Raw genomic sequence first — 19406 nt, forward strand, 5'->3', positions numbered from 1 at the left:
CTCTGTCAAAATTTCACAGAAAAGATTATATGAGGCCTAATTATTGATGATAATCTAGTAAAAAATTAAATTACTTTTTCCTCATGAGCACAAATCAAAGTATGGCTTTACTCCAAGAAATGGCTATTTTTGTCAAAGTTGTGGAGACTGGCAGTTTTTCAGAAACGGCTCGACAGCTTGGAAATACGCCGTCCGCAGTGAGTAAAGCCATTAGCCGATTGGAACGGGCTTTAGGAACAAGGCTGCTTGAAAGAACAACGCGAAAACTGCGTTTAAGTGAAAGTGGAAAACAAACTTATGACCATTGTTCAGAGATGGTTAGAGCTGCCCAAGCAGTAATTGAGCATTCAGGCAAATTCAATACTGAACCCAGTGGGACCGTTCGGATCAGTGTACCGAAAGCCGTAGGGCATTATCTGATTCATCCACATATACCCGAATTTCTTGAACTTTATCCTCAGATAGATATTCAACTGCTGTTGGAAGATCGTTTCATAGACTTTATTGATGATGAAATTGACTTGGCCATACGCATCACCAATGAACCGCCGTTGGGCTTAAAGGGCCGACAGCTCATTCGCATTGACCATGTGTTAGTGGCGACAGCCGAGTATTTAAAAAAGAATGGAACACCTCAGCAACCGAGTGATTTAAGCCAACATCAATGTATTTATTTGGGTGAACAAGTCAGTGATTCAAAGTGGAAATTCCAAAAGGGTAATAAAACCACCAGTGTGACTGTAAAAGGACGATATTCGGCGAATCATACTGGTATCCGACTAGATGCGGCTTTAAAGCATATGGGAGTCGCAAGTTTGCCTTATTTTATGGCGAGACATGCTTTAAATAGCCAAGCACTGATTCAAGTATTACCAGATTGGCATTTCAAGACCTATTATAGTGGAGATGCTTGGTTACTATATCCACCCACACGCTATTTAGCTCCGAAAATAGAGGTCTTTATTCAGTTTATTGCGCAGAAACTGAGACTAGAACCCGTCCTAAAAAGTGAAGAGACGCTTGCTTAATTTATTAAAATGGCATCATTCAAAGAGCTTATAGCATGGCTAATGCTGAGTTAGATAGGTGATGAAGAGTAAACATTGATGATGCATCTTTGAAATAGCCTAAGCAGACTATCGATATTTAAGCCATAGTATATGCATCAAATGTACCGCATAATTTGAATGATTTAATGTTTAAGTCCTAGCGTTGAAAAGACTTTAAAATGAAATAAGCAATTTACTAAGAGATACGCAATGAAAAAACATCTACTTTATTCTTCTATTTTGGGTTTAAGCATCCCTACTTTGGGCTATGCAGATACAACCAATATTCATGTTTTAAGTGCAACGGTAAAAGATCAAAATATTGCGAATGCACAAGTCATTTTACAAAAAAATGGTGAACAGTCTGCATCAACGTCAACCAATGCAGACGGCCGAGCAACGGTGAACAGTAGTAGTGCGAATGGTGCAGAAAATTTATTGATTATCAAAAAATCAGGCTATTCAACACTGGTTGCAAAATGTCCCTGTGATGGTATGACCTATGCTTTAAGTCCTGTATTGAAAGACTTAAACAGTATGCGAATTGTTTTAAACTGGGGGCAGAGTCCTTTAGATTTGGACTCGCATTTAAGCTATAAAAATCAACATGTCTATTGGGACAATAAACAAGGGCAAGATGCCAATTTAGATGTCGACGACACAGACTCTTATGGCCCTGAAACCGTAACCATCGATAAACGTTTAGACGGGCAATATTATGTTTATTCAGTGCATGATTATTCAGATCGCACCAAACCCAATACTGCGAACCTGTCGAATAGCCAAGCAAAAGTTATGGTCTATGCTGGCGAGTCTTTGATCCGTTCTTATTATATTCCAACGGGGCTGACAGGAAATTTATGGACTGTGTTCCGCATTAGTCCAGAGGGTGAAATCCAAGATATTAATCGTATTTCGGGGACAACTATTGGGGCAAGCCAAGTTGGTTCAACTGTATCGAGTTACCAAAGCCAAGCGACGCAGCTGCATTATGTTCCTGTTTCAGCGAGTGCGCAGGCAAGGGCTAAAGCACTAAATTTGAAAGCGGATAAAGCGTATAAAAACAATCAATTTGAACAAGCTGCCCTGATTTATCAACAATCTATTGATTACAATCCAAACGTTGGACAAACCTATAGTAATCTTGCTGTTGCTTATCAAAAGTTGAATCGTTCATCTGAAGCGTTATGGGCAAATCAAAAGGCGATTGCTTTAGCGTCTAATGACAATACCAGAGCGTATTCACATTACAACATTGGTAAAATTTATGAAAATAATCAGGACTATGCTCAAGCCAAACAGCATTACCAATTAGCAAACCAATACAAACCAAGTGCGACTTACGATGAAGCAATTCAACGTGTGAGTCGCTAACTCTATAAATATAGAATTTAGATTACATTGAATGAATAAAAAAGCACCTGAGGGTGCTTTTTTATAAATACAGATTGAAGTGTTGTAGATGTCTAGGTTTCCAATGAATAATCGATTATTTCGGTTCGGTAATCACTGATAATTTCTCTACACCGACACGTTCGATACTGGCTAAGAGTTTAGCCACCGTGCCATAAGGGACAGTCTCATCGGCATTTAAGTTTAATGCTAACTTGCTGTTGGCAGTTTTACGCTGTGTGATTTCTTGCTCAAAATTTTCTAGCTTGACTGGGTCTTTATCTAAAAAGATTGCGCCATCAGGTTTCACACTAATCACCAGTGCTTTGTTTTGATCGGTAGATTGTGTCGGCGCAGCTTTGGGTAAGTTGACCTTTACGCTATTGGTTAATAAAGGCGCCGTGACGATAAACACGATCAATAGCACCAACATCACATCGACCAGTGGGGTAATGTTGATGTCACTGACGACATCGTCATCTTGAGAAGTTGAAATAGCCATTTAAGCCAAAGCCTCCTTTTCTTGAGATGATAACTGATGCGTCGCCACTGGTTTTGCAGCAACATGCGCAGTTTGAGTTTTGGTTGGCAGTTGGAAACCTACTTTTTGAGTGAGGCTGACAAAGTCTGTTGCAAAGTCATCTAAATCTGCACCGATGCCTTTTACTTTACGGACAAAATAGTTATAGGCAAGTACAGCAGGCACAGCGACGGCAATACCAATACCTGTTGCAACCAACGCCTGACCAATTGGACCTGCAACTACATCCATGCTGGCACTACCAGATTGTGCAATCGCCTGTAAGGCATGAATAATTCCGAACACGGTTCCAAACAAACCAATAAATGGAGCATTATTGCCAATGGATGCAAGAACAGCCGAGCCTTTTTCCAGTTGGCGACGTTCAGCAAGGATCTGCTTGCGTAAGTGTCTCTCTAACAAATCCTGACGGCTCCAGGTTTGTTGTAAGTCTTGATGGGTTTTTTCATTCGCGTCAGTCAAAGTTTTAAAACCAGTTTGGGCAATACGTGCTGTCGGTCCCTGCGCATCTTCAGACTGATTAATTGCTTCTGCCAAGTTCTGGGCTGACCAAAAGTTGTCGACAAACAGCTTACTTTGTTGAGTGGCTTTTGAGGTTTGTACGGCTTTCACCACAATTAAAACCCACGTTACAATCGAAAAGCCGATCAATAACCAAATGGTGGCATCATGAATAATCGTATTAATATCAGACATATCGAATTTTCCTAAGATAAAATTTTACAGTTTAATTGGGTAATTTGAAGTGAATCGGAACATCGACCCAACCTTCAACTGGTGTACTGCCACGCAGTGCAGGTGAAAATTTCCAGCGCTTCACAGTTTTTACTGCTGCATCATCCAGTGCTTTTTTGCCGCTGCTATTTTTCAGGTTGATTTCCAATGGACTGCCTGTGGGTGAGACTTTCACACGTAACATCACAACACCCTCCCAACCACGGTCTAACGCCACTTCTGGGTATTCAGGTGCAGGATTACTCAAGTAACCTGCATAACCTTTGGCTGCAGTCACAGGGAGGTTTTCTTGTGCGGGTTTACTCACAGGTTCAGCGACTTTTGGGGTCGGTGTGACGTTTTCTGTAGGCTCAGCTTGCGGTACAGGTTGAGCAACTGATTTGGCAGTAGGTCGAGGCTGCTCAATCTGCTTCTGTACTACAGGTTTTTGCACGGGCTTTTCAACCACAGGTTTTTGTACGGGCTGAGGCTTTGCGGAAACAGGTGGAATGATCGGTTTTTGTATTTCCTGTTTGAGTTTGGGTTCAATCACCTTAGGCGGCTCTTCCCTGGGTTTTTCAATTACAATCGCGATAGGTTCGGGTTTTTTCACGACTAAGGGCGGTGTTGGAAGATGCTCTGCAAGATAAAAAATGCCGTAATGTAACGTCAGAACAGCACCAATTGCCCAAAAGATCTTATGGGTCTGAACAGGTTTTTCTGCTGTGATCGGACTTGCTAAGTGGGCAACAAATGGATCTACAGCATGAAATACATTGGACTGAACATTTTGAAGTTGTTCAAACAAAATTGCCTTTCTATAAGGACTTCGACTGACTTCGCTCATATCAGTAATGCACCATTCAATAAGATTTAATTTGCATTGCAGAATATTTTTTATTTCATTAATTAAATTGGATTAATTTGAATAAGGAAATATTCTTTCAATTTTAAGTTTTTAATTAATTCACAGATGCGTGGAATAATTTAGTTAAATGAGAGGTTGAAAATATAATGAGTGATTTTTATAAAATAGAAAAAGAATTTTTTTAGATTAGTATTTTGATAAAAAGTGATAAAAGAATAATTAAAGATGGTGCCTTAGAATAATTATAGATAATTTATTTTATATTTTAGATATCTGCTTATGGTTAAGCTTGTATTTAATTTTTATTATGGAAGTAATTTTATATCTCTGCTAAATAGATATATTTATATGCAATAAGACTATCCGTATACAGGACAGCCTTATTCTATTTAAAGCTAAGATTTTTAAAAATGGTGCAATAATGCTTAACTAAAGAATATTGGCCACTTTTAAAAAGTGCTCACGCGCTCTAATACGTTCGATCCATGCTTTTAAGTGTGTATGATCATGCTGGCGCTCAACATCTAAATTGAACCAGTGATTGAGAGCTAAAGCCAAAGGAATATCCGCAACGCCAAAATGAGAGCCAGACAGATAGGGCTGTTTAGCCAACTCAGCATTGGCAACATCCAAGATCTTTTCTAATTTTTCTGCTGCAGTTTTAACGGCTTGCAAATCTCTTTTGTCTTCAGGCTGTCGAACTAAATTAAAGAACACGATTCCAAACACAGGCAGGACGGTGGTGGTGTACCAGTCTATCCATTTTTCTGCGCTAAAGCGTAAGCGTGGATCTTCAATCCATAATGAATTTTTTCCATACATCTCAGTTAGATAACGTAAAATAGTGTTGGACTCCCACAGAACTGTGTCACCGTCTTGAATGACAGGAATCAAACCATTGGGATTAAGCGTTAAAAATTCAGCAGTATCGATCACACCATACTGTTGTCCAGCAGGAATATGTTCAAATTGAAGTCCAAGTTCGGCTGCTAGCCAAAGTACTTTGTGGACATTTAAAGAGTTGGGTCTGCCCCAAATGGTAATGCTCATATATTTTCTCAGAAATTTTAATGTGAAGATGCCGTACTTTGGTGAAATCCAGTATTTAAGTGATCAGCGATTTTGAACAGTCAAAATGGCTTAGACGATATTGAAATTTCACCAAAGCATTTAGGTTTAAATGTTTTTAGAAGCGGTAATTGACACGTCCATAGTAATAACCACCATAGAGTCCAAAAGGCGAAAGCTGGGCATAGTAGTTTTCACCTAAGCCATCGACAATGTTAGATTTTTCAGGGTAGGTGTTGAACACGTTATCTGCGCCTAAAGTAAAGGACAGGCTGTCTGTAAGGTTATAGGTCGCATCTAGGTCTACAATCCATTTAGCATCAAAAGTTTGGTCTGTCGCCGCTGTTTCGCTGCGTGCAATGTAACTGCCATAACGGGACAGGCGCGTATTTAAATCCAGTTTTGCGTATTGCCAATTCGCAGCCAACGTGAATTTGGTTTTCGGATCTGCATCGGTGATCATGCCTTTGGTGCGACGGGTGATACGATCAATATTGATACCATCTAACTGACTTGGATTATCCGCGATTGCTGTAATATCGGTTTCATTCCAGTTGAAGCCTAAGCTCCAGCGGATACGACCGTATTGATTCAGCTGTTGGGTGTAGTCCGCAACAACATCGACCCCATTGGTTTCTGTATCAAATAAGTTGGCATAGTAGGTGACATAGTTGACGTTGGAAAAACCGTTTGCTGCCAATATGTTATTGATGCCTGTTCCTGTAAGTCCCGCCGTGGAAGCAATACGATCTTTCAGTTCAATCCGATAAGCATCGACCGCAAGGTTAAAGTTCTTGAATGGGCTATAGGTTAAACCCAGAGAAAAGTTCGTCGATTTGGTTGGATCGAGTGCTTCTGCACCGAGAGCTTGACCTAGTGCCGAGTCGGTACGTGCCGATTTACTATATACATCTGAGCGAACACCGTTATTTACTGTACTCACAATACCCGTACTGGCAAAACCTTGTTGATATAACGAGGGCGCAATAAAGCCTGTGCTGGCTGTTCCACGTACCGCCAGTTGAGGATTGAACTCATAACGGCTGTTAATTTTACCGTTAAAGGTATCGCCTGAACTGTCATCATAATGCTCAAAACGACCCGCTAAACCCACAAACCAGTTGTCAGTCACATCTAAACCTAAGTCTAAATAGGCAGCGGTGTTACTACGGCTAATATCGGCTTCATCTTCAGGTAAGAGCACACGAGCACCAAAGGTTCCGACGGTTGCAGGTAAGCCTGCATTATCACCTGTAGGAATAATATAACCGCCATTTTTATAGGCTAAAGGATCGGTGGCTTTAGAAGACCAACCTTCTTTACGATAGTCGAGGCCCCAAGCAACGCTGAGCGGCGTTGCACCAAAACCAATATCGAAGGTTTTCTTTAGGTCAAGGTTGCTGACCCATTGGTAAGCATCGTATTTTTGCAAACCAAATGAAGTCGGGCTAGACGGTCCAAGAGATGGATTTAGGTTATTTTGCGTAGAGTGATCTTGTGTGTTTTTACCATAAGAACTACTCACATCCCATGCCCAACCAAGCGCATTATCGCCTTTTAGTCCCCAAACGGTTTGTACATCCGTTTCATTTAAAATGACATCGGGTGTTGTCCCATTCGGGAATATTTCAACGATACCTGATCTAGAGTTCGGACGACGGTAGGATGCACCAGTCGAGGCATCACGCCAGCCTGCGGTGGTGTAGCTATACAGGGTTGCTGCATCACTTAGCGGCAGTTCAGCATTTGCAGAAACATTAAACTGTTCAACCGAAGGCAGACCTAATTTATTTAAATTACGATCCACAGTCGCTTCACGTGGGTCATCTTGACCATTTACTTTTGAATAAATATTGCCTGAAACAGCCCCTGCACGGGTCGTAGCATCTTGATTTTTTAGGTCAAAACCAAAATTGATAAAACCATCTTGGCCTAGAGGTGCACCAACGTTGGCATTCAGTTGGAAGGTTTCTCCATTTCGGTCAGTGCCTGAATAATGCTCTCGACCACCATAGGTGGCACTAATATTGCCGCCATTATCAGCAGATTTGAGCACGATGTTGATCACCCCAGCAATGGCATCGGAACCATATTGGGCTGCTGCACCATCACGTAAAACTTCAACTCGTGCAATAGCACCAATTGGAATCAGATCTAAGTCCGCTGCTTGGTAGCCCTCACCAAAGCCGTATTTATTAATGGCCAAAGCACCGACATGGCGGCGTTTTCCATTCACTAGAACAAGCGTATGACCACCACCCAAACCACGTAAACCCGCAGAACGGGCTACAGCCCCATAACCATCAGGTTGGCTAGGCACTGTAGCCACGCTAAAAGAAGGAATTACTTTTGCCAAAATGTCTCTTAAAGCGAGGGTATTGCCTTGTTTAAGTAGTTGCTCTCCACTAATCACGTCCACAGGTGCAGGGCTTTCAGTGATGGTACGAATACCACCACGGTTGCCTACCACCACCACGCTTTCGAGTTGTTGAACATCTTCTTTTTCAACGGATGTCACGGTTTTTTGCTGAAGATCTTCAGCGTAGATTGAGCCGGTAATTCCGCAAGTTAATGCAAAAAAAATGGATTGATGAAGGAGTGATATTTTAAAACCCAGCTTTTCAGGCTGGGGCTGTATTAATTTGGTGTGCAGCATTATATTTTCCAGTGATAATGTAATTTGGATAGGTTTACTTAAAACAATAATCTGATGAGTATTTCGACTCTGGTAGTCAATATATCGATTGTTTTTTTATTGTTAAATATTAAATAATCATTTAAATATCAGTTTTGAGTAAATATGTTTATATTAAATTAATAATAAGTTTTTCTTTATTTTTAATAGCAATTCAATCTCTTTGTGAAAATCATATTTTCACTTTTTTATATAACTTTAAGTTTATTTAATATTTAATTTTTAAAAGCTAAATCCGTTTAATAGGTTCCAACTTTATATCTTTTGGGAAATAGCAAATGGGGCTGAATTACAAATTAAGCATATTGGATAAGTGTCCAAGAGCCGAAGGCATCAGCGCGGAACAGTCATTTAAAAATGCATTGCAAATTGCTCAAACGGCAGAAGCTTTAGGCTTTTATCGTTACTGGGTGGCTGAGCACCATTCCACAGCTTTGTTATCCAGTCCATCACCCGAAATTTTGATTGCATGGTTATTGGCACAGACTAAAAGCATTCGAATTGGCTCGGGTGGAGTAATGTTGCAGCACTATAGTCCTTATAAAGTTGCGGAAAATTTTAATGTTTTAGCAAGTCTTACACATGACCGCGTGGACTTGGGGGTAGGCAAAGCACCTGGTGGTTTTCCTGTTTCAACGCAGGCATTACAACTTGGGTTAGACCAAACACAAAAGGGCAACTTTAAAGCGCAGCTACAGGCATTAGATCATTATTTACATGCAAAGTTAGATCGAAATCAGCCTGATCAGGTTGCTGCAACACCAATACCTCAGCAAAGTGCAGAAAAGTTCTTATTGGGGGCCAGTATTGAAAGCGCTCGACTTGCGGCAGATTTAGGCTGGAATTTTGTATTTGCTGCACATCTGAATGGCGATGCCACCTTACTTCAAGATGCGTTGCAAACCTACTCAAGCTATTCAGCAGGGAAACAGGCCATTGTTGCAGCACAAATTATTGTGGCTGATAGCCGTGATCAAGCAGAAGAACTGGCAGCAGGGCTATCCGTTTGGACCTTAGAACTTGAGAATGGTCAACGGGTAAAGATTCCGAATGAGCAAAGTGGGCAGGAGTTTTCGAGACAAGCTCAATCTGCAATTAAAAGCCTCAAAAAAGAGCAGTTGAACATTATTAAAGGCACTGCCGATGATATTCATCAGCAATTACACGCTTTACATCAACAATATGGAATTCATGAATTTATTGTTGAATCGCCACTTTTAGATCATGCAACACGTCTGAAATCTCTAACTTTACTGGCGCAGCACGCTGTGCTTGCAGCCTGAGTTGGGGAAATTAATGCCAAATAGACCATTACTGGAACAGCAGTTACTGAGTTGGAGACATGAATTACATCGTCATCCAGAATTATCAGGTCAAGAGTTTCAAACCACCGACAAATTAAAACAATGGCTGTCTGAATATGACATTGAAACCTCAACTTGGGGCTTAAAAACAGGACTGATTGCGGATATTGGCACGGGTCATCCGATTGTGGCTATTCGAGCAGACATTGATGCGTTACCCATTCATGAAGAGATTGAGCAAGACTTTCGCTCGACTCAAGATGGGGTCATGCATGCCTGCGGACATGATTTGCATAGCTCGACCATTTTAGGCGCTGCGATTTTACTTAAAGCACAAGCGTTTGAATTAAAAGGTACGGTACGCGTTATTTTTCAGCCCGCTGAAGAAACCTATAGTGGTGCTTATGAAGTACTTAATAGTGGAGCCTTAAAAGATGTATCGGCCATTTTCGGTTTTCACAATGTTCCTGAGTTACCTCTAGGCACTTTTGCCACTCGTGCTGGTGGATTTTATGCCAACGTCGATCGATTCAAAATTGTGATTAAAGGCAAGGGCGGTCACGCAGGTCGTCCGCATGAAACCAGAGACCCGATTGTTGTGGCGGCGCAGTTGATTAGTGCAGTGCAAACCATTGCCAGTCGTAGCATAAATAATTTGGACACCTGTGTAGTCAGTATTACCCAAATACATGCGGGCACAAGTTGGAACATCTTGCCAGAAGAAGCGCACTTAGAGGGCACGGTACGAACCCATTCTGCTGAGGTTCGCCTAGCCGTTGAACAAAAACTTAAACAAATTGCACAGGGTATTGCACTTGCCCACTCGGTTGAGATTGCTGTGGATTGGGACAATGGACCAGCTGCATTAATCAACACTGCGACATGGACTGAACTGAGCCAAAGCGTTGCGCGTGCGCAAGGTTATGACGTGCAAGACGCACCGCTTTATTTGATCGGTGAAGACTTTGGCGCCTATTTAGAACACATCCCCGGTGCCTTTGTCAGTATCGGCAGTGCCAGTTCTTTCGGTTTACATCATCCGCAATATCAACCCAATGAATCCTTAATTTATCCAGCTGCTCAGTACTTTGCTGCCTTAGCAACACAAGCACTTGAGTCTATTCATAAAAATGCAGAGGTCTAACATGAGTAATCACAAACAAATTCGCCTTGGAACTATCTTACACGGTGCAAACGGAAATATGTCTGCATGGCGCCATGCTGAAGCGGTAGTCAATGCCAGTATCAATTTTGAATTTGCAAAAAACGTCGCACTTCAGGCAGAACAGGCAAAGTTTGATTTTGTCTTTGTGGCTGATGGTTTATATATCAATGAAAAATCAATTCCTCATTTTCTCAATCGTTTTGAACCGATTACCTTGCTTTCAGCCCTAGCCAGTGTGACGCAAAATATTGGTTTGGTGGGTACGGTATCGACCTCGTATAGCGAGCCTTTTACCATTGCGCGTCAGTTTGCCAGTCTGGATCATTTAAGTGGTGGACGTGCAGGATGGAATGTGGTGACCACACCGCTTGAAGGCACTGCAAAAAATCATACCCGTAAACAGCATCCTGAGCACAGTCAACGTTATGAAATTGCAGATGAATATTTGCAAGTAGCCAAAGGGCTTTGGGACTCGTGGGGTGAAGGTGCTTTCGTTCGCAATAAAGAAACAGGGCAATTTTTTGAGCGCAGTAAATTACATACTTTGAATCACAAAGGAAAACATTTTGAAGTGGCAGGCCCCCTCAATGTGGAGCGTTCGCCACAAGACCGTCCGATTTTGTTCCAAGCAGGAGCATCGGGTGCAGGTCGTGCATTAGCTGCGAAACATGCCGATGCTATTTTTACCCATCAAGCCTCTTTGGAAGAAGCACAAGCGTTTTACTTAGATGTGAAACAGCAAGTGATTAAGAATGGTCGCGACGCAGATGATTTGCTGATTTTCCAAGGGATTGGGGTCTTGATAGGAGATTCTACTGAGGACGTAGAGCGTCAATATCTTGAAACTGCTGCATTGGTGACGATAGAGGATGCACTGAATTATTTGGGGCGCTTCTTTGAACACCATGATTTTTCTCAGTATGAACTCGATGCACCTTTTCCAGAACTGGGCACACTCGGTGAAAACAGCTTCAAAAGTGGCACTGATGAAATTAAACGTAAAGCCAAAGCAGAGAATTTAACTTTACGTCAGGTTGCACTGCAAGCAGCAACTCCTCGTCCACCTTTTGCTGGAACGGTAGAAGAAGTGGCAGATCAGTTGGAATTGTGGGTAAAAGAAGAAGCGACAGATGGCTTCATTATTGCGGGTGCAACCCCTAAAACTTTAGATACCTTTATTGAAAAAGTTGTGCCATTGCTGCAACAACGCGGGCTATATCGTACCGAATATCCGGGCACTACTTTACGCGCTAGTTTTGGTTTAAAGCGACCAGAAAATCAATTTGAACCATCAGAAAAGGAACAGCTTCATGCGGTTGAATAAAACACCTTTGGCGATTGCTTTGGCACTGTTGGTTGGTGTTTCTCTGGTTGGATGCAGCAAAGAACAGGCATCTACACAAACAGCGAGTTCAGCAGCCGAGTCTACAAAATCGACTGATAAAACCGATTTTTATAGCCGCGAGCTTGCAAAATTAAAACAGAATATGACGCCTATACATGTTGCTCACAATACGGAAGCCAGTCAAAAAATCCCAAAAGATTTTAAGTTTGTAAATGCGGGTTATTTTACGGTTGCTGCGATTTCAGGAGCACCGCCGTTAAGTGTGTTGGGGCCTGATAACCAAACCTATATTGGAACGGAAATTGATATTGCCCGTTTGATTGCAGACAGTTTAGGTTTAAAGCTGAAACTGGTTCGCACTTCGTGGGAAGACTGGCCGCTCGGTGTGATTAGTGGCAAATATGATGCCGCCATTGCCAATGTCACTGTAACCAAAGAGCGTAAGGAAAAATTTGACTTTGCGACCTATCGCCAAGACGTATTGGCTTTTTATGTCTCAGAGAAAAGCAAAGTCAAAGCCATCAAAGGTCCCGATGATATTTCAGGTTTAAAAGTGATTGTCGGTTCTGGTACCAATCAGGAAAAAGTGCTGTTGGATTGGATTGAAGACAATAAAAAGAAAGGGCTGCCACCGGGGCAGGCACTTTATTACGATGACGGTGCATCCGCAAGTTTGGCGCTTCAGTCTGGGCGGGTTGATGCCTTATTTGGTCCTAACGTTGCTTATGCATGGCAAGCAGCAAATGGTGCAAAAATCCGTTTAGCAGGCACAGCGCTCGGTGGTGGAACACGACCTGCCGAATTGGGGGTCACGCTGAAAAAAGGTGGTGGCTTGGTCGATGCGGTACAGACCGCTTTAAATGGAGTAATTCAAACAGGGGAATATCAAAAAGTCTTAGCGCGTTGGGGGGCACAGGCAGAAGCGATTCAGCATTCTGTAATCAACCCGCCGGGGTTGGGAGATTAAAATGTACAAGGTCCAGACAGCGGTGGTTTTTGGTCTGACACTGGCGGCTTTAAGTGTGACGGGTTGCTATAACAATGAGAGGGCAACTCATGCGCAAGAAAATCGTTTGAAAACTGAGTTTTCGGAAAAAGAGCAACAGACCTTAAGACATAACATGGTGGCTATTCATAGTACTAAAAATGTAGAGGCAATTGCTCAATTGCCGCAAGGTTTTAAGTTTGTAAATGATGGTTATTTCACTGTTGCTGTGGGGACCAACAGTTTTCCACCCCTCCATGTTTTGGCGGAAGACAACCAGACCCGTATTGGCAGTGAAATTGATATTGCACAGTTAATTGCTGACAGTTTAGGTCTCCAACTTCATGTGATTCCAAGCTCGTGGGAAAACTGGCCGCTCGGTTTGGCATCGGGAAAATTCGATGCCGTACTCAGCAATATTGCGGTCACAGAACAGCGTAAGCAGAAATACGACTTTGCGACTTATCGTCAAGACAGGTTGGCTTTTTATGTAACCAAAGACAGCAAAATTCAATTGATTAAAACGCCAGATGATATTGCGGGACTCAAAATCGTGGTTGGTTCTGGTACTAATCAGGAACGACTGCTGTTGAACTGGATTGAAAATAATCGACAAAAAGGGTTGAACCCAGCGCAGCCCATTTATTTGGAAGATGGTGCCGCTGCAAATTTGGCGTTGCAGTCGGGTCGTGTCGATGCCTACCTCATTCCCAATGTGATGGGGGTATGGCAACAAGCCAATGGCGCCAATATTAAAGCCGTTGGCGGATTAAATGGAACATGGTCCGTTGCAGTTGCCGTCAAAAAAGGCACAGGTCTGGTGAATGCCATTCAAACCTCCATTAATGGCGTCATTGCAAATGGGACATATAGCCAAGCCCTATCACGTTGGAATTTACAAAATCAAGGAATTCCACAATCAGTGATTAACCCACTGATTCAGGATAAATAAGAGGTCGTTATGCAAGAAAAATTTATCCAAATACCCGTTGATGTGCCCGAAGCACAGCCTTTACTGGATCAGCTATTTGCTGAATATGAAGAAATTTATGGTGATTTTTTTGCGCGTCAAGATGCACAAGTGATTGATGAACGCAAAAAGGCCACACATCGGGAACGTTATGAAGGTACGGAAGATTTTTTACCGCCGCATGGATTATTCGTGGTGCTGAAACGTGATGATGAAGTCATTGCAATGGGTGCCTATAAACGCTATGACGCAGAAACTGCAGAGCTGAAACGGATTTGGTCACATCGGAACTTACGTAAACAAGGACTGGCTGCAAAAATAGTCAAAGAACTTGAACGAAGTGCGCTTGCTGCGGGGTATCGCAAAATCTTTCTCACCACAGGGTTTAAACAGATTCCAGCAGTGAAATTGTATTTGAGTCTAGGCTATGAACCGCAGTTTGAACTCACTCCAGATTTTAATTTTGATCGCTATATTGGCGCACCCTTACACGGTAGACTTCCTTTTAGAAAGACTTTACTGCAAAAGGAGGTCGCATGAGTTTAGAACACTATAAAATCGTTCCAGCACGTCATCCACTGCGTTACATTGGCGTCGCATTTTCGATATTAATTATTGCAGTCGTCGCGGAATCGATATTGTCCAATCAAAACTGGGGTTGGCCTGTTTTTAGACAATGGTTCTTTGACCCTGCGATTCTTCAGGGCTTGTTGATGACTCTGAAACTGACCTTTTGGTCAATCGTGTTTAGTTTAATTTTGGGCACCATTGTGGCGATGATGAGACTATCATCATCTTGGTTAATTCGCTCATTGGCATGGGTGTATATCTGGATGTTCAGATCATTACCACTGCTGTTGGTGTTGATTATTCTCTATAACTTTTCTTATTTATATGAATATATCAATGTCGGTGTGCCTTTTACCGACACGGTCTTTGCTCAGTTTAAAACCATCAATGCACTGGATCAGTTTTCAACAGCTTTGGTGGGTTTGGTGATTGTACAAAGTGCCTATACCGCGGAAGTCATCCGTGGTGGGATTTTATCAGTCGATCATGGTCAATTCGAAGCAGCGGCAGCATTGGGTCTGTCATGGTGGCGCCGTACGACGCGGATTATTTTACCGCAATCGATTCGCAGCATTATCCCTGCGATTATTAATGAATGTGTCGGTTTATCTAAAGGCACATCAATTGTGTATGTTTTGGCAATGCCTGAACTCTTTTACACCGTACAAATGATCTATAACCGCAACCAAGAAGTGATTCCGCTGTTGATGGTTGCCGCCGTTTGGTACGTAATCGTCACCAGTGTATTTTCCATCGTGCAATGGTATATCGAAAAAATATTGGCGAAAGGCGAGCGGAAATCAGCGATTAATAGCTTTGCTTTTTTCAAGAAAGCGCAGCCACACACAACTCAGCCGCGTATAGGAGTCAGCTATGATAATTAATCAATCAGCATCGCCTACAAATGGTCATATTCAAGTGAGCCATGTATTTAAAAATTATGCGGGACATGCGGCATTACAGGATATTAGCCTTGATATTCCAGCGGGATCCGTGACAGTAATTATTGGTCCATCGGGGTCGGGTAAATCCACTTTATTACGCACTATTAATCATTTAGAGCGTGTGGATGCAGGATTTATTCAAATTGATGATGAGTTTATCGGCTATCGGAAAAAAGGCGACAAACTCTATGAGTTAAAAGAACGAGATATTTTAAAACAACGTAAATCTGTGGGTTATGTTTTTCAGAACTTTAATTTATTTCCACATTTAAATGTTTTACAAAATATTATTGAAGCACCCTTAGCTCATAAAAAACTCAGCAAAGATCAAGCCATTTTAAAAGCCAATCAATTATTGGGTTTAGTGGGGCTAAGAGATAAGGTTGAAGCATGGCCCAAACAACTTTCTGGTGGTCAGCAGCAGCGCGTTGCGATTGCCAGAGCTTTGGCACTAGACCCCAAAGTAATTTTATTTGATGAACCGACCTCAGCTCTGGACCCTGAGTTGGTTGGAGAAGTTCTGAATGTAATCAAAAGCTTGGCTAAATTAGGTAAAACCATGGTGATTGTAACGCATGAAATTGCTTTTGCACGAGAAGTTGCCGACCATGTGGTGTTTATGGATCAAGGTAGAATTGTTGAACAAGGAACAGTTCAACAAGTTCTGGAACATCCTAAAGAAGAGCGTACTCAAAACTTTTTATCTCGGGTTTTATAAATTTGAGTCTTATTTTTTAATGATATCTATTTTAGTTTTATATATTAAAATCGTTGGTGAGTGATAAAACTAACGATTTTTTTATAAGTTTAATTTTGTTGATAAGGTATGATTAAATCCATATAAATAGAATAAATTTCATCCTTTATAATCATTTTAAATTTATTTTTAATAGTGATTAAAATGAGCAGATTAATTTATCTTGATTATGCAGCAACAACACCTATACTTCCTGAAATTTCTCAAGCAATGATTCGATGTCTGTCTGTAGAAGGTGATTTCGGAAACCCAGCCTCACAATCGCATCATTATGGTTGGGACGCGGTAAAACATATCACCACGTCTAGACAGCACGTCGCTGATTTAATCCACGCCAAACCTCAAGAAATTATTTGGACTTCAGGTGCAACAGAATCGAATAACCTCGCGCTCAAAGGCACTTTAGATATCTATAAGCATAAAAATAAACACATTATTACCAGTAAAATAGAGCATAAGGCCGTTTTAGATACCTGTGCAGAGTTAGAAAGTCTCGGTTTTCAGGTCACTTACTTACAGCCTGAATTGGGTACAGGTGTGATTCGCCCAGAGCAGGTAAAACAAGCCATTCAACCCAATACAGTTTTGATCTCGTTGATGATGGTGAATAACGAAATTGGCACCTTAACGGACATTCAAGCGATTGGTCATATTGCACATCAGCATCAAATTTTATTTCACGTTGATGCTGCGCAAGCGGCGGGAAAGGCTGAGATTGATGTACAGGCGATGCAGATTGATTTACTCAGTCTATCTGCACACAAAATTTATGGACCCAAAGGCATTGGTGCACTCTATGTTCGTCAAGACATTCAAAAACACATCAAGACCCAAATTCATGGCGGTGGGCATGAACAGGGTTTACGTTCGGGAACTTTAGCCACACATCAAATTGTGGGTATGGGAGAAGCATGCCGGCTGGCTAAATTAGCCTTAAGAGATGAACAAAAGCGGATCCAACATCTAAGGAATAAGCTATTGCAAGGTTTACAGGCTTTGACACCCGTGAACTTAAATGGCCATGCGACACAGCATGTCGCAAATTATTTAAATGTGAGTTTTTTAGGCGAACGAGCCAATTCTATTATTGCCGCGATTAAACAGGTTGCCGCAGTTTCAAGTGGCTCGGCTTGTAATTCGCATCATGCAGCACCTTCTCATGTATTAAATGCTTTAGGGCTGAATGAAGATTTAGCGTCAAATGCGGTACGTTTTAGTTTTGGAAGATATACCACGCAAGATCATATAGAAATATTGTTGAATCATTTAGTAATGGTTTTAAAGGAAAAAAAGGCAACAACACAGTTATCTTTTGTCTAATTATTAAAACTATGATTTATTTGGATTAAAAACTAGAGTTTATTAATAAACTTTTCTCTAGTTTTTTAACTGATAAAGATGGTATGCAAATTTTGTGTAAGTGATGTGTATTTAGTAAAATACAAATTGGTTTTAGTTTAATTCAGTGCTAGATGTATGAGTATCTAAAATAAAAAAAAGTGTGTGTAAAATCAAAATAGTGATTTTTTATTTTTGGTAATGGGTGGCACTTAGCATGTCAAATATTGTGTTTTTAGATACAATAAATGGATACTATTGTGATATTGTTCTCATAAATATACATAAAAAAAATGTGCTTTTTCATTTTTAACGTTACATAAAAAAACAATTTTATTTTTAATGTGTATAATTCTTAAAATAGATATTTTTCAATTTATAAAAAATAGTTTTTATTGATATCTATTTGTTTTACATATAAAAAATAATTTTTAAAACATTGGTTTAACATGTATTTTTAAAAAAGTTTAATAAGATATTTTAAAAAATCTTAATAGTTTTTTGTCAGATTTCAGTGAATTTATACAGGTGTATTTTAAAGAATAATAAACTAGTGTAAAAACATTGAGAGAAGAAATAATTTACTTTTAATACTCATTTTTTTATTTGATGAACCATAAGAATGCGCAGGTTATGAGTAGCTAAAAGTCGTATAAGTTTAATAAGACCAAAAAACGTTTTTTTATTTTTGGATGGAAATAACAAATCAATACCATTTCAGAGGGTTATTTGTATGGTTACTCAAATTTCAATAGTAGGTAAGGAATCTCATAAAGAAGCTGTGGCTAATATGGGAGGATCAAACAAAGTTCAGTTATCAAAAGAAAACCCTTCAGTAGTCAAGCTTCAGCTAAATAAAGATGATGTTAAGAGTTTTTCAAAAGAAGGGAATGATCTCAAAGTTATTTTAAATAATGGAGAGGTTATAACAATTGTAGGTTTTTTCGCATCGGATCATAGTTTAGTTCTAGAAGGTAGTAATGCCTTAGTATGGGTAGATTTTGTTGCTAATGGTGATGCTATAAATGCAACCTATTCAACTTTGAGTGATATTGAACCTTTACTTTACGATGATAATGGAACGTCTGCATTAGCGTGGATTGCAATTCCATTAGCTGCGGGAGGCATGATAGCTTGGGCAGCAAATGATTCAGATGATGATTCAGATTCAGGTTCAAATGGTGCAACGGGCGAAACTGGCGGTACAGGATCTACGGGTGCCACAGGCGAAACTGGCGCAACAGGTGCAACGGGCGAAACTGGAGCAACGGGTGGGACAGGTGCAGATGGTAAATCGCTTTTAGAGCTTTTGATAGAAGAGGGCAAATTACCACCGGGTTCTGATATTAATGACCTGATTGATTACCTCAAAGGCGCAGACGGTGCGACTGGAGCAACGGGCGGTACAGGTGCAGATGGTAAATCAGCACTAGAGGTTTTGATCGATGCAGGTGAATTACCACCGGGTTCTGATACAAACGATCTGATTGATTACCTCAAAGGTGCAGATGGTGCGACTGGCGCAACAGGTGCCACAGGTGCGGATGGTAAATCAGCACTAGAGCTTTTGATTGATGCGGGTGAATTACCACCGGGTTCTGATATTAATGACCTGATTGATTACCTCAAAGGTGCAGATGGCGCGACTGGCGCAACAGGTGCCACAGGTGCGGATGGTAAGTCAGCACTAGAGCTTTTGAT

The 19406-nt window shown here is 41.0% G+C and carries 17 protein-coding genes; 12 read left to right on the forward strand and 5 right to left on the reverse strand.

From position 1 onward, the window contains the following. Positions 1–83: 83 nt before the first annotated feature. Positions 84–1028: a LysR family transcriptional regulator gene (locus WH214_RS12225; protein WP_339420773.1), complete on the forward strand. Its 945-nt coding sequence runs from the start codon at positions 84–86 to the stop codon at positions 1026–1028. A 231-nt stretch (positions 1029–1259) separates the two neighbouring features. Next, complete coding sequence (locus WH214_RS12230) at positions 1260–2423, forward strand: hypothetical protein (protein ID WP_339420772.1); 1164 nt, start codon at positions 1260–1262, stop codon at positions 2421–2423. 115 nt (positions 2424–2538) lie between these two features. On the opposite strand, the gene WH214_RS12235 is transcribed toward WH214_RS12230, so the two are convergent. The 5 genes from WH214_RS12235 to WH214_RS12255 all read right to left on the reverse strand — a co-directional run bounded on the left by WH214_RS12235 (position 2539) and on the right by WH214_RS12255 (position 8288). After that, on the reverse strand, positions 2539–2943 hold the full coding sequence (locus WH214_RS12235; protein WP_234953404.1) for an ExbD/TolR family protein: 405 nt from the start codon (positions 2941–2943) through the stop codon (positions 2539–2541). Beyond that, complete coding sequence (locus WH214_RS12240; protein WP_339420767.1) at positions 2944–3678, reverse strand: MotA/TolQ/ExbB proton channel family protein; 735 nt, start codon at positions 3676–3678, stop codon at positions 2944–2946. A 31-nt stretch (positions 3679–3709) separates the two neighbouring features. After that, positions 3710–4543: an energy transducer TonB gene (locus WH214_RS12245; RefSeq protein WP_339420765.1), complete on the reverse strand. Its 834-nt coding sequence runs from the start codon at positions 4541–4543 to the stop codon at positions 3710–3712. 450 nt (positions 4544–4993) lie between these two features. Continuing rightward, complete coding sequence (locus tag WH214_RS12250) at positions 4994–5614, reverse strand: glutathione S-transferase family protein (RefSeq protein WP_336957194.1); 621 nt, start codon at positions 5612–5614, stop codon at positions 4994–4996. Positions 5615–5750: 136 nt separating this feature from the next. After that, positions 5751–8288 carry a TonB-dependent receptor plug domain-containing protein gene (locus WH214_RS12255; RefSeq protein ID WP_339420763.1) on the reverse strand — a complete coding sequence of 846 codons (2538 nt, stop codon included), beginning with the start codon at positions 8286–8288 and terminating at the stop codon, positions 5751–5753. A 317-nt stretch (positions 8289–8605) separates the two neighbouring features. Between WH214_RS12255 and WH214_RS12260 the strand changes: the two genes are divergently transcribed. The 10 genes from WH214_RS12260 to WH214_RS12305 form a co-directional block, all read left to right on the forward strand. Beyond that, positions 8606–9610: an MsnO8 family LLM class oxidoreductase gene (locus WH214_RS12260; protein WP_339420762.1), complete on the forward strand. Its 1005-nt coding sequence runs from the start codon at positions 8606–8608 to the stop codon at positions 9608–9610. 13 nt (positions 9611–9623) lie between these two features. Next, positions 9624–10775, forward strand: coding sequence for an amidohydrolase (locus WH214_RS12265; protein WP_339420760.1), 1152 nt, complete (start codon positions 9624–9626; stop codon positions 10773–10775). A gap of 1 nt (position 10776) precedes the next feature. Next, complete coding sequence (locus WH214_RS12270; RefSeq protein WP_339420758.1) at positions 10777–12120, forward strand: LLM class flavin-dependent oxidoreductase; 1344 nt, start codon at positions 10777–10779, stop codon at positions 12118–12120. Then, positions 12107–13108, forward strand: coding sequence for an ABC transporter substrate-binding protein (locus WH214_RS12275; RefSeq protein ID WP_339420756.1), 1002 nt, complete (start codon positions 12107–12109; stop codon positions 13106–13108). Before WH214_RS12270 ends, WH214_RS12275 begins: the two co-directional genes overlap by 14 nt. A 1-nt stretch (position 13109) precedes the next feature. Next, a complete protein-coding gene (locus WH214_RS12280; protein ID WP_336957187.1) occupies positions 13110–14078 on the forward strand; it encodes an ABC transporter substrate-binding protein in 969 nt (322 codons plus the stop codon). A 9-nt stretch (positions 14079–14087) separates the two neighbouring features. Then, positions 14088–14636, forward strand: coding sequence for a GNAT family N-acetyltransferase (locus tag WH214_RS12285; protein WP_339420754.1), 549 nt, complete (start codon positions 14088–14090; stop codon positions 14634–14636). Then, positions 14633–15550 (forward strand): amino acid ABC transporter permease, encoded by a 918-nt coding sequence (locus WH214_RS12290; protein WP_336957184.1) that lies wholly within the window; start codon positions 14633–14635, stop codon positions 15548–15550. Before WH214_RS12285 ends, WH214_RS12290 begins: the two co-directional genes overlap by 4 nt. Continuing rightward, positions 15540–16328: an amino acid ABC transporter ATP-binding protein gene (locus tag WH214_RS12295; protein ID WP_336957183.1), complete on the forward strand. Its 789-nt coding sequence runs from the start codon at positions 15540–15542 to the stop codon at positions 16326–16328. The genes WH214_RS12290 and WH214_RS12295 overlap by 11 nt, the downstream gene beginning before the upstream one ends. Positions 16329–16511: 183 nt before the next feature. Beyond that, a complete protein-coding gene (locus WH214_RS12300; RefSeq protein ID WP_336957182.1) occupies positions 16512–17687 on the forward strand; it encodes an aminotransferase class V-fold PLP-dependent enzyme in 1176 nt (391 codons plus the stop codon). Between the two features lie 751 nt (positions 17688–18438). Beyond that, the coding region (locus WH214_RS12305; protein ID WP_339993443.1) for a BapA/Bap/LapF family prefix-like domain-containing protein at positions 18439–19406 on the forward strand (968 nt) is incomplete at its 3' end.

This window comes from Acinetobacter sp. MYb191, assembly GCF_037572605.1.
Lineage (GTDB): Bacteria > Pseudomonadota > Gammaproteobacteria > Pseudomonadales > Moraxellaceae > Acinetobacter > Acinetobacter johnsonii.